At 58.6% G+C, this 12,838-nt stretch carries 8 protein-coding genes; 5 read left to right on the top strand and 3 right to left on the bottom strand.

Annotated elements, in window-relative coordinates; all coding sequences use genetic code 11:
- Positions 1–268 (top strand): group I truncated hemoglobin (locus F0169_RS00155; RefSeq protein ID WP_172979275.1); only part of this gene is annotated, 268 nt, incomplete at its 5' end.
- Between the two features lie 239 nt (positions 269–507).
- A complete protein-coding gene (locus tag F0169_RS00150) occupies positions 508–1,845 on the top strand; it encodes a substrate-binding domain-containing protein (RefSeq protein ID WP_152745072.1) in 1,338 nt (445 codons plus the stop codon).
- 32 nt (positions 1,846–1,877) lie between these two features.
- Here the strand turns inward: F0169_RS00150 and F0169_RS00145 are convergent, their stop codons facing one another.
- Positions 1,878–3,107: an acyl-CoA dehydrogenase gene (locus F0169_RS00145; protein ID WP_058415569.1), complete on the bottom strand. Its 1,230-nt coding sequence runs from the start codon at positions 3,105–3,107 to the stop codon at positions 1,878–1,880.
- A 181-nt stretch (positions 3,108–3,288) separates the two neighbouring features.
- Between F0169_RS00145 and F0169_RS00140 the strand changes: the two genes are divergently transcribed.
- The 3 genes from F0169_RS00140 (at position 3,289) to F0169_RS00130 (ending at position 5,644) form a co-directional block, all read left to right on the top strand.
- Positions 3,289–4,224 (top strand): LysR family transcriptional regulator, encoded by a 936-nt coding sequence (locus F0169_RS00140; RefSeq protein ID WP_058415570.1) that lies wholly within the window; start codon positions 3,289–3,291, stop codon positions 4,222–4,224.
- Positions 4,225–4,335: 111 nt separating this feature from the next.
- Positions 4,336–4,728, top strand: a complete 393-nt coding sequence (locus F0169_RS00135; protein WP_058415571.1) for a MerR family transcriptional regulator — start codon at positions 4,336–4,338, stop codon at positions 4,726–4,728.
- Between the two features lie 16 nt (positions 4,729–4,744).
- Positions 4,745–5,644: a hydroxymethylglutaryl-CoA lyase gene (locus tag F0169_RS00130; protein WP_152745071.1), complete on the top strand. Its 900-nt coding sequence runs from the start codon at positions 4,745–4,747 to the stop codon at positions 5,642–5,644.
- Positions 5,645–6,195: 551 nt separating this feature from the next.
- Here F0169_RS00130 and F0169_RS00125 read toward each other — a convergent pair.
- The gene (locus F0169_RS00125; RefSeq protein WP_241679019.1) at positions 6,196–10,857 is read right to left on the bottom strand and encodes an NEL-type E3 ubiquitin ligase domain-containing protein; all 4,662 of its coding nucleotides are present in this window, start codon (positions 10,855–10,857) and stop codon (positions 6,196–6,198) included.
- A gap of 191 nt (positions 10,858–11,048) precedes the next feature.
- Positions 11,049–12,689: an AMP-binding protein gene (locus tag F0169_RS00120; RefSeq protein WP_152745069.1), complete on the bottom strand. Its 1,641-nt coding sequence runs from the start codon at positions 12,687–12,689 to the stop codon at positions 11,049–11,051.
- Positions 12,690–12,838: the final 149 nt, after the last annotated feature.

The following is a 12,838-nucleotide window of genomic DNA, read 5'->3' as shown; positions in this document are numbered from 1 at the left end:
CATTGTTGAGCACTTTCGCCGGGTCGATATACAGCGTTTGCGTAACAAGTTGATCGAGAAGTTCTGTGTAGAGGCGGGCGGGCCATGTACCTATACCGGAGACGGTATGGCTGAGGTGCATAAGGGCCAGAAGGTCAGTCGCAGTGATTTTAATGCGCTGGTGGAGGACTTGATCAAGGCGATGGACAGCGAAGGTATCGCAGTGCCCGTGCAGAATCGGTTAATAGCGCGGCTGGCGGCGCTGCGCGGTGAAGTGATCGAACACTGATCCCAGTGTGGCTTCAATCCCCAAGCAGACTGCATTCAAAAATGTGGGAGCGGGCTTGCTCGCGATGCAGGCACCTCGGACCATCAGGCATACCGGGTTGAGGCCATCGCGAGCAAGCCCGCTCCCACAGAAAAACGCTTTTGATCCAAAACAACCCGATTTGTTATGCCTCAGTCACATCACTGAAATGCAACTGACTTAATCTCCCGGCACTCCCTTTGGCTTGAGAAGGTGCCGGCATGATGCTGCGCGTTCTGTTCCTGGCAATTTGCTGCGCCTTGCCGCCCTGCGCTGCTGCTGCGCCACTGCCCGTTCCCGATCAAGGCCCGGCGTTACGCATCCAGGGCTCCAACACCATTGGCGCAGCACTCGGCCCTGCCCTGGCCAAGGGCTTGATGGAACATCAGGGTTTACAGAACGTGCACAGCGAACCCGCCGAGGGCGCCAATGAACAGCGCGTGATCGGCACAACTCGCCAGGGCAAAACCGTCACCATCGACGTCGCGGCCCACGGCTCCAGCACCGGGTTTACCGCGCTGAAAAATGCCACTGCCGACTTGGCCGCCGCATCCCGCCCGATCAAGGACAGCGAGCTGGTGGACCTCGAACCCCTCGGCGACCTTAAGAGCCCCGAGGCCGAACAAGTCATCGCCATCGACGGGCTGGCAATCATCCTCAACCCGCGCAACCCGTTGAACACCCTGAACACCGAGCAACTGGCGCAGATCTTCAACGGTGAGGTCAGCACGTGGGGGGCGTTGGGCGGTGTCGGCGGGCCGATTCAGCTGTATGCACGCGATGATCAATCCGGCACCTACGACACTTTCAAGGAGCTGGTACTGAGCCGCCGCGGCAAGCCCCTCGCGGCCTCAGCCAAGCGTTTCGAGTCCAGCGAGGCATTGTCCGATGCCGTGAGCCATGACCCGCACGGCATCGGTTTTATCGGCCTGCCCTATGTTCGCCAGGCCAAGGCGGTGGCGATTGTCGACGGCGACTCGCAACCGATGCTGCCGCTGAATAGCCTGATCGCCACCGAGGATTACCCGCTGTCACGACGGCTGTTCTTCTACCTGCCGCCGTCAAGTCACAACCTGTGGGCCAAGGCGCTGGTGGACTTTACCCAGAGCCGCAAGGGCCAGGCGATTGTGGCCGCCAACGGGTTTATCGCGCAGCACGTGCAGGCGATTGGCGTGGAGCCGCGCCCTTCAATGCCCGAGGACTACCAAGCGATCGCACGTGACGCGCAGCGCTTGACCGTGAATTTTCGGTTTGAGGAAGGCAGTGCCAGCCTGGACAACAAGGCGCGCCAGGATTTGCAACGGGTAGTGGCTTATCTAAGAAGCCACGGCAAGCTCGACAAGCAGGTGACGCTGGTGGGGTTTGGCGATGCCAAGGACGACCCGCAGCGTGCGGCGTTGTTGTCGAAGTTGCGGGCGATGGCGGTGCGGCGCGAGTTGGTTAAAAACGCTGTGGTGCTGCGCGATATTCGCGGGTTCGGCGCGCAGATGCCGGTCGCCGCGAATACGGCGGACGAAGGCCGGATCAAGAATCGGCGGGTGGAGGTTTGGGTGTATTAAGCCGTTGTGGCGAGCGCGCTCGCCACAGGTTTTTACTGCCCGCTGCGCAGCAGCTCTTTAGGCACGTACTTGCCGATCTCAAACTTGCCGATTGCCGCACGGTGCACTTCGTCCGGGCCATCGGCCAGGCGCAGGGTGCGTTGCATGGCGTACATGTAGGCCAGCGGGAAATCGTTGGAAACCCCGGCGCCGCCGTGCATCTGGATCGCGCGGTCGATCACCTTCAACGCCACGTTCGGCGCCACCACCTTTATCTGGGCAATTTCGCTTTTCGCGACTTTGTTGCCGACCGTGTCCATCATGTACGCCGCCTTCAAGGTCAACAGACGCGCCATGTCGATCTCCATCCGCGAGTCGGCAATCTTGTCGATGTTGCCGCCCAGCCGCGCCAGTGGCTTGCCGAACGCGGTACGGCTGACGGCGCGCTTGCACATCAATTCGAGTGCGCGTTCGGCCATGCCGATGGAGCGCATGCAGTGGTGAATACGCCCCGGCCCAAGGCGGCCTTGGGCAATTTCAAAGCCGCGGCCGTCACCGAGCAACACGTTCTCATACGGCACGCGTACATTGTCGAACAGCACCTCGGCGTGGCCGTGGGGCGCATCGTCGTAGCCGAATACCGGTAACGGGCGCAAAATTTTCACGCCGGGCGTGTCCACCGGCACCAGGATCATCGAGTGCTGTTGGTGACGCGGCGCGTCGGGGTTGCTCAGGCCCATAAAAATCAGGATTTTGCAGCGTGGGTCGCAGGCGCCGGAGGTCCACCATTTTTTGCCGTTGATCACCCATTCGTCGCCCTGGCGCTCGGCGCGGGCGGCCATGTTGGTGGCGTCCGAGGACGCCACGTCCGGCTCGGTCATGGCGAACGCCGAGCGGATCTCGCCGCGCAGCAGCGGTTCAAGCCAGCGTTGCTTCTGTTCCGCGTTGGCGTAACGCACCAGCACTTCCATATTGCCGGTGTCGGGTGCGGAGCAGTTGAACGGCTCCGGGCCCAGCAAGGACCGGCCCATGATTTCCGCCAGCGGCGCATATTCAAGGTTGGAAAGGCCTGCGCCCAATTCGGATTCCGGCAGGAACAGGTTCCACAGGCCTTCGGCTTTGGCCCGCGCTTTGAGCTCTTCCATGATTGCGGTGGGCTGCCAGCGATCCCCTTCGCTGACTTGGCGTTCAAACACCGTTTCGGCCGGGTAAACGTAAGCGTCCATGAACGCGGTGACGCGTTCACGCAATTCCTGAACCTTGGACGAATAGGCGAAATCCATGAGCAGCTCCCTTCTTTGAGAGGTTGTTTAGGTCATGCAATCGATGCTAGAACAGCGCTGATAATTTACCTAACCTATTCTCGGCGTGTATTAACATTCATCACCGATATATGATCGGTGCATCAGCACCTCACAAATCGCCACCTGACAAATCGCCACCTAACAATAAGAGCGCAACGACATGAATCTGAGCAAGGTCGACCTCAACCTGTTTATCGTCTTCGACGCGATCTACACCGAAGCCAACCTGACCCGCGCCGGGCAGATTGTCGGCATCACCCAGCCTGCGGTGTCCAACGCGCTGGCGCGTCTTCGCGAAACCTTCAACGACCCGCTGTTCGTGCGCACCGCCCAAGGCATGGTGCCCACGCCGATGGCGCAGAACATCATCGGCCCGGTGCGTAACGCGTTGTCGTTGCTGCGCGTGTCGGTGCAGGAAAGCCGGATTTTTAACCCGCAACAAGCCGCCAAGACCTATCGCATCAGCATGACCGACCTTACCGAGGCGGTAATTTTGCCGCTGCTGTTCCAGCGCCTGCGCCGCCTGGCGCCGACCGTGGTGATCGAGAGTTTCCTCTCCAAACGCCGCGAAACCACCAAGGAACTGGCCGCCGGGCGCCTGGATTTTGCCGTGGATGCACCGCTCAACACTGACCCGCAAGTGCGCCACGTCAAGCTGATGGAAGACCGCTACGTGTGTGCCATGCGCAAGGGCCACCCAATGGCAGGCAAAGACAAATTCAGCCTGGATGATTACCTGTCGCTGACGCATATCCATATTTCCAGCCGCCGCAATGGCCTGGGCCACGTCGACCTGGCCTTGGGCAAGATGGGCATTCAGCGCAAAATCGCCCTGCGCTCGCAGCATTACCTGATGGCCTCGCAGGTGTTGCAGCAAACCGACATGGTCATGACGGTGCCCGAGCGTTTTGCCCGTCGCCATGAACTGCAGTGGTTCAACCTGCCGGTGAACGATGTGCCGCCGGTGGAAACCCATCTGTACTGGCACGAAAGCACCGACCAGGACCCGGCCAACCGCTGGATGCGTGAGCAGATGATCGAGTTGTGCCAGCAGGTGACGGCGCATGAAAAGAAGCTGGATAAACAGCAGGCTTGATGGCGCTGTGGCGTTTTTGCGGCGGCTTCGCCGCCCAACGGCAGAGTCAGTTCTTGACGTTAACGTCAACCAGCCACTAGCCTAACGCTCAAGACCTTCTTGAGCGTCAGCATGAGCACGACCTACAGCATCTCCGACCTCGCCCGCGAGCTCGACATCACTACCCGCGCCATTCGCTTTTATGAGGAACAAGGCCTGCTGGCCCCGGAGCGTCGGGGCCAGGAGCGCATTTATTCGGCGCGCGACAAGGTCAGCCTGAAGCTGATCCTGCGCGGCAAACGCATCGGGTTTTCCCTGGCCGAATGCCGCGAATTGATCGAACTCTACGACCCCTCCAGCGGCAACCACATCCAGCTCAACAGCATGCTGGTGAAGATCGCCGAGCGCCGTGAACAGCTTGAGCAACAGCTGCTGGATATTGAACAGATGAAGCTGGAACTCGACACCGCCGAAGAGCGCTGCACCCAGGCCCTCGCGCACACCATGGGCCAGGTTGGCCCTTGATCAGAAGGTAAACGCCATGCCCCTCCCCACCCATGTACGCCTGGTAGAAGTCGGCCCACGCGACGGTTTGCAGAACGAAGCCCAGCCCATCAGCGTGGCCGACAAGGTCCAGTTGGTGGACGCGCTCAGCGCGGCGGGCTTGAGCGCTATCGAAGTCGGCAGTTTTGTATCGCCCAAATGGGTGCCGCAGATGGCCGGCTCCGCCGAGGTATTTGCGCAGATCCAGCGCAAACCCGGTGTGACCTACGGTGCGCTGGCGCCGAACCTGCGCGGCTTTGAAGATGCGCTGGCGGCCGGCGTCAAGGAAGTCGCGGTGTTTGCGGCGGCGTCCGAGGCGTTTTCGCAGCGCAATATCAATTGTTCCATCAGCGAAAGCCTGGAGCGCTTTGCACCGATCATGGCCGCGGCCAGGCAGCACGGCATCAGCGTGCGCGGGTATGTGTCGTGCGTGCTGGGTTGCCCCTACGAAGGTGATGTTGCACCGGCACAAGTGGCCGCAGTCGCCCGCGAGCTGTTTGCCATGGGCTGCTATGAAGTGTCGCTGGGCGACACCATCGGCACCGGCACGGCGGGCGCTACGCGGCGGTTGTTCGAGGTGGTCGGCGCGCAGGTGCCACGCGACAAACTGGCAGGCCACTTCCACGACACGTATGGCCAGGCGATCGCAAATGTCTACGCCAGCCTGCTCGAAGGCATCCATGTGTTCGACAGCTCTATCGCGGGCCTTGGCGGCTGCCCCTATGCCAAGGGCGCCAGCGGTAACGTGGCCACCGAAGATGTGGTGTACCTGCTCAATGGCTTGGGTATCGACACCGGTATCGACCTGGAGCTATTGATTCGCGCGGGCCAGCAGATCAGCAGTCTGCTGGGCAGGCCGACCGGATCGCGCGTGGCCAAAGCGCGTAACGCCGGTTGAGTAACGCGGCTGTGACAATGTGTTACCGCCCGCTTACCTGGCGAGTAACACGGGAACATATTTCCTGTATTTTTCCGCTGGCCATTTTTCGTGAAAAACACAAGCTGTTGATTTTAAATGATTTTTTAAAGTTGGCACGGCTTCTGCTATCTCTATTGCATAACAAGAATAAAAAGCGCCAAACCTAATAAAAATAAGACGAAACGACTCTGACATAACAAAAACAACACGGCAGAGACGCAGCTAACAGATTTTTTTGGAGAAGATGTGCTTCGCAGGGTACGGCAGATGCCGAAACCCGCAACCGGATAGAGAAGAACAAAACTACCTTCAGGTAGCTACCCACTGGTTGGATCGCATGCGAAGAAGCAGATCAGCGCTCAAAAAAATACGTTTGCTCTTGACCCCGAATGGGGGTCGCTAAAAACAGCAGTAAGGGTAACGGTTGCCAAAAACAACAACAGGCCGCCCCTCAATAATAAAAAAGAGCACGCAACGACAGATTAAAGGGGACCTTCGGGTCCCCTTTGTGCTTCTTGCGTCTTAACCCGTCAAACCTCGGACCCTTGCACTGCGTAGTGGTTATTCAACACCCTACGCGTCAACGTGCGTAGTACCTGCGTCTCCTGCACTTGCCGCGCAGCCATCAGCGCCTGCAATTCATTTACAAAAAAACCACTTTGCATCGAATCATTCACCAGTATTTCGTTGTGTTGCTTGCCCAGCAGAGTGACAAGCCTGTCGACAGCCGCATTTCGCTTGGCCAGCCACTGATCCTGTACCGCTTGGTCCGCCTCAATATCCTGCTCATGCTGTATGTCTGCCAATGCTTCTAACGCTGCGTTTTTTTCAATGAAGTGTTCATTGACGGGTGCCATCAATGCCTTTAATGCCGCTGCGTATTGACTGCCAAGGTGCCTGTTCCAGAAGCCCTGCTTAACAAAAAAGGCTTCTTCATTGCCGTGGATACGTTCATCCCTGAGAACACTTGCATAAGCGTTATCGATGGCCTCTTGACTCACAGCAGCCACTTGGGGAAACAACATGCCTTGGGATTTGACCGGCAACGAAAGTCTCTCCGCCAATCTTATTCGGTAGGCGAGTATGACTTCGGTTTCCTCATGAAATAAGGGCCCGCGCAAATCAGCATCTCGTTGAGCAATAGCGTCTACCAACGCAAGCCGCAACAGCTTTCTGCCGGTGCTGATCAGTTGGGTTTCAGCGCCTGCCGCATCGGCCAACTCCAGCGCTTGCAAGGCCAGCAACTCACGCTCCAGGTTCATAAATTCAAGCACGCTGCCATCACCGCAGGTAAATCTGTCATCCGCAGCCGCGAACAACTGTTCGCGGACCTGCTGTCGTTCACCGGCCGCCTCGAGCATGTCCCAGACGCGCACGGTCAGTTGCGCACGCGCGGTCTGGGAGCGGTATTCGGCGCACCGGGTAGTGTCGGCCAGCACCGTAAAAAACGCAGCCGACCCGGGGCTTGCGGCCACATCGCTCCAGAGCTGGACGCGCGCTGCCCGCGCGGCTGCCGGCGTGTCATGCAGCCATAATGTTTGCCCCTCCAGAACCGTAACATGCTCACCCAACGGCGCATCCAGCCCAAGACGCACACGCGTAGCAGCGGACAGCGGGTTGTCGTGCAGGATAATTCGTTCGCGCTGCCGGTACGCGTATTCAGGCAACGTGGAGATCTGGTTGGAATGTAGATCGATTCTCGCAAGGTTGGCCAGTTGGTCAGCGTTGGTCGGGAACGTGGCGGTTTCGGTGTGGCTTAAGTACAGCTGGTTCAGGCTCCATAAGCCTTCGAGATTGGCTGTCCAGCCCAGTTGACGGTTGTTGGCCAGATTTAGAATCTTCAAGCCGCGCATGCTTTCCAGGCGCGCCGCTGTGAGGTCGGTCAAGCGAATATCATTGGCACTCAGGTCCAGCTTGGTCAGGCCGATACCGTCATTTGCAAACTCCGGTAACCGGGTAAAGTTGTTATTGCTCATGCTCAGCCAGCGCAGGCCACCGAAAGGTTTCAGAAACCCCAGGGATTCATCGGACAGCGCCATTCGATTCAGCCGCAAGCAACCCACATGGTCCATATTGGCGGTTAAGGCCGGCAGTTCGCCACAGGCTTCGTCCGACAAGTCGAGGAGGTGCCCGATGGCGGTTTGATCAGCTGCCGTTGCTTGCGGCGAATAGCGCTGCCAAGCGTCACGAATGGTATTGGAGACTCTGACCCGAGAGCGGCCGTAACCCTGCGCTTGCCCCGCTTGCTGCCATGTGTTCAGCGTTACTCTAAGCTGCTCAAGCTCAGCTTCAAGTTCGGTTAACCTGGCCAGAACCTCGGCGTCACTGAGGCCCGCAAGGCCCAGAAAAACTTCGACCTCCCCAATCGATTTGGAGGGATAGAGCATCGAGGCTTTCATTTCACAGGCAAATGGGCGTCTGACAGCGCCAGGCAGCGGGCTCAACGGGTACCCGATACGCCCGTCAGCCAGGCGCATCGGTGGTTTGTACCCCGGCTTGATCGGCTGCATCTGCAACAGGCTGCGCAACTCGCTGCGCGGCATCAATTGCCGGTTTTCAAGCGTACGTTTCAGGCTCGCCCCGCGATCATGCGCGGTCAGACCAAGGCTCACCCTGTCCTCGGGCAAAATGGCGGCGTGCACCGCACCATAGATATCCGCTTGAGCGGTCAGTACGCCGAACCGGTTATCCTGCACCTCATAGAGGTTTACAGGACCAAACTTGATCAGGCGCCGCTTGACCGTGGCGTTCTGCGGCCCCAGCCAATCAAGGAGGCGCTCCTTGCCGCCGGCGCCCTTCTCGACCACTTCAATGCGCAGGTCGTTCGGCCAACCTGTGAGCTTTTCCAGGCTGTGCAGGACCATTCGTTGGGTGTCGTCATTGCCCAGGGTTTTACGATAAAGCCCTTCATAGGCACGCGCCAGGCGCACGTCTTGCTGGTAATAGCGAGCCTCTTGCGCCAAACGCAAGGGCACGCGGTTGCGCTGCTCGATCATCTGCATTTCAGATTCACTGGCATGGCCCAACAGCTCTTTCGCCACGCTGTCGGGCAGCGTCCCAAACGTGCGCTTGAGTAACATGCGTGCTTCACCGCTCTCGCTCTCTGCGGCCGCATAACGTTGCGCAAAAAGATCCGCCTGATGCCCCGCCACCCGTGAAGCGCTCACACCCGGCGCTTCGCTCGCGATGCTCTCGTCAAGTTCAAAACGCTTGAGGGTGTCTGCCAATAGCCCTGGCACAGGCGCCTGGTCTACGTACATCTTGCGCAATACGCTGCTGTCCACCGCGGCTATTTGGCAAATGCGCGCAAGTTTATCCGGTGGCTCTGCCAACCTCTGTGTCTGCGCCCCCAGCCGCGCCATCAACTGCGCCGTGGTCCACTTCAACGGGTGCTCATGCTCATGTATCCACGCACCGCCTTCTGTACGGCAAACCTGTGGCGAGTAGGTTGATGGGTTTTCCGGGTGCAGGATTTTGTAGGTGTTGCCGGTACCCAACGGTTCCACCCGATAATACCCGGCGTTTTGCGGGAGGTATAAACCACCCTCGTGTTCAAACAAGCCCTTTGCATTGGCCCTCAAGGCTTCGGGCAAGGCGACCTTTCGCAGGTAAGGTGTGAGCCCGTGTGCATACAAACGCACCTTTGCGTCAGCGCAACGCGCGTGGGTCAGCGCTTCGACAAACGGCGTCTTGAACAACGGCAATAGCTTGGCGCCCACAACCGCCGTCGTCACATTAAAGGCCACCGCCGAAACGTGCGCCCACGCCTCTTGCATGTCGCCCTCTTCCCAGGCCTCGACGCCAGTCCCTATCTCATAGAGCATTTGCACCGCGCCGACCATCAGCATCAGGGGCGCCAGTTGCGGTACGACGAAAGACGCAACATTCAATACAGTCAACGCCCCGCCAGCCAACGACATCAACCATGCGTTATGTGCTTTGTCGTCAGCCGTGGCGGTGGAGGTCACCATTGCCTGGGCATTGCTCAGCATTAAATCGACTTTTTGCCGAGAATGATCGTTCCAGGAATGAGGCATAACCTCACCATAACCCGTTGACCAGGTACGCAGGTTTTTATGCCCCGGATCGAAGTCTGCGTCGTTGGCCTGTTCGCCGTCGGGATCAAGGTGAAGTTTCAGCGTGTTGAAAAACCGAGTGTGGTGCTCATAGGGTACGCACTGACTAAAAAATCGTCGATAACTGGCCGAACACAGCCTGTCGGACAGATCATCCTGTAACTCGCTCAGGCTTGCGTACTCCTTCAACACACACACCGGGTCTCCAGGGATATACACGATACAAGGCTCTTTGAAGAACACCTGGACACCCTGCACATACCCGAAGCGCATAGGCCCAATGAGGATAATCTGCTTGAGCTCAACACCCAGCATTTTCAAGTTGGAAAAGTGCACAGGCGCGCCGCGCCACTGCATGCCCGCTGTCCAGTAGGCTAATTCACGTAATAGTGCACAGGAATCCTGTTGTATATGCCCAACTTCCAGCGCCACTTCAACAGTCAATAACAACTGCTGTAGGGTCGACGCGGTGATACGACTGCGCACGTTAGCGGCCGCACTGCCTTCGGCCACCCCGGCACGCTCTGGTGGGTTAACAATCGCGGTTACATGCGCAAGGTACAGCGCGCCCAGATCCAGTTCCCGACACATGCCGGCAAACGCATGGGGGCTGATCAGTTCTTTGCGCACCTCGACGGCCGTCTCATTAAACGTGGTCGGTGGCGACTGCTGATGAAAGTCATACCGCGTAATAATGCTGGAGGGGCTATCTTCCGGTTCCAGGGCCTCATCCGCTGAAAAGTTCTGCAGCGCCGCCTCAATCAGGCTGACGCCCTTGTAGTAACAATACCCGCTCGCTTCTGGGCCAAAGACCTTTGAGCGATCACTCGGCATGAACTCCTTACGTGCAAAAAAGACGCGTTTTACATCCACCTCTCGGCCAAATTTTTTGCGCATCGCGGCCAGCAACAACGGCTCGGCAAATTCGACAGCACCTTTTAAATCCTTGAAACACTTATCCAACTGATTAAGTGCGTCCATGCCCCTTTGATGGGCCGCTTGCACACGCTGCCGCCTGTCCAGGGATAGTTTTTTGTACCAGGGTGGATAGCTCAGCGCCCACTCATGTAATTGTGTCTTTCGCTGGCCTGCGGCAGCGCTGTACCACGCTGGCAAACGTGCCTGTACGACAACGCCATGCACACTCGGCGCGGCGTTTATTGGAGGACTGTCACTTTGTTCAAGGCATGCCATGTAGCGAACTCTAATTGACCTGATGAACAGTCAATATGTGGCATTCGATCGCTTGCAATGAGGTAGATAAAAACCGTCAGCCCTGCCCCTCGCACGTGGGCCGGAACGCGCAGTCAATCAGCCGCCGCAGGCCGATAATCCTCGATACTGATCTCGCGCATGCGAAACTTCTGGATCTTGCCGGTTACCGTCATCGGAAACGTTTCCACGAACTTGAAATGTTTGGGCGTCTTGAAGTGCGCGATGCGGCCCTTGCACCAGGCTTGCAGCTGCAGCTCATTAACCGCATGGCCTTGATGCAACTTGACCCAGGCGACGATCGCCTCGCCATAAACCGCATCCGGGATACCGATAATGTGCACGTCGGCGACCGCAGGGTGTGTGAAGAGAAACTCTTCCAGCTCGCGCGGGTACACGTTTTCACCACCACGAATAATCATGTCCTTGTTGCGCCCGACAATGCACACGTAGCCGTGCTCATCCATGGTCGCCAGGTCACCGGTGTGCATCCAGCCCGCGGCATCGATGGCCTGACGGGTGCCTTCGGGGTTATTCCAGTAGCCCAGCATCACGCTGTAGCCACGTGTGCACAGCTCGCCGATTTCACCGCGAGCGAGCGTGTTGCCGGCGGCGTCGATGATCTTGTTTTCCAGGTGTGGCTGGGTGCGGCCAACGGTTGTGACGCGGCGTTCCAGATCATCATTGGCGCCGGTCTGCAGCGACACCGGGCTGGTTTCGGTCATGCCGTAGGCTATCTGCACCTCGCCCATATGCAGCTCGCTGATGACGCGGCGCATCACCTCAATGGGGCACGTCGCGCCGGCCATGATGCCGGTGCGCAAGGTCGCCAGGTCGAATTCACCCCGGCGTGGGTGATCGAGCAGCGCGATAAACATGGTCGGCACACCGTACAACCCGGTGGCGCGCTCTTCGGCGACGGCGTTTAAGGTTAACAGCGCGTCGAAGCCGTCATTGGGGTAGATCATGGCGGTGCCGTGGGTTATGCAAGCAAGGTTGCCCATGACCATGCCAAAGCAGTGATACAGCGGCACCGGAATCACCAGCCGGTCCTGCGCGGTAAGGCCCAGGCTTTCGCCGACCATGTAGCCGTTATTGAGGATGTTGTGATGACTGAGGGTGGCGCCCTTGGGGAAACCGGTGGTGCCGGAGGTGTACTGAATGTTGACGGCTTGATCGAAATGCAGGCTGGCCTGGCGGCTGTGCAACTGTTGGGGCGGGACACCGGCGCCGAGCGCCGCCAACTGCGACCAGGGTATAAACCCCGGGGGCGGGCTGGGGTCGAGGCTGATCAGGGCGCGCAGGTCGGGGTTCAGTTCCTGCAGCATGGCGTGGTAATCGGAGCTTTTAAACGACCCTGCACACACCAGCCATTGGCAACCTGCCTGCTTGAGAACGTAGTCCAATTCACTGCTGCGGTAGGCCGGGTTGATAGTGACCAGAATCACGCCGAGCTTGGCACTGGCGATCTGGCTGATGCACCACTCAGCGCAGTTGGGCGCCCAAATACCCAGGCGGTCGCCGGCCTGCATGCCCAAGGCGAGGAACGCACGGGCGTGCAAATCAACCGTTTCGGCCAACTGCCGCCAGCTGTAACGGCGTTGCTGATGACGCACCACCAGCGCCTCGCCATCGGCATGTTGCACAACCGTGTGATCAAAGGCCTCGCCGATGGTCATGGCCAGTAAGGGCTTGCCCTGAAAGCCACGGCTGTAGCTTGGATTAGGTTGATCCATAACGACTCCCTGTTATCTTTTTTTTAGGTTGACGTAAACGTAAACTGCGATTGACAGCACCGTAACGCAAGCTTACGTTAACGTAAAGGTGAGCGACCTCCGCCGCCGCTCAACCCACACAAAAACAAAGCTCACATTAAGGTGCCTGT

This window comes from Pseudomonas kitaguniensis, from assembly GCF_009296165.1.
In the GTDB taxonomy this organism is placed as follows: Bacteria; Pseudomonadota; Gammaproteobacteria; order Pseudomonadales; family Pseudomonadaceae; genus Aquipseudomonas; species Aquipseudomonas kitaguniensis.
Note: the sequence above shows the minus strand (reverse complement) of the source record. Positions and strands in the feature narration are given on the sequence as shown.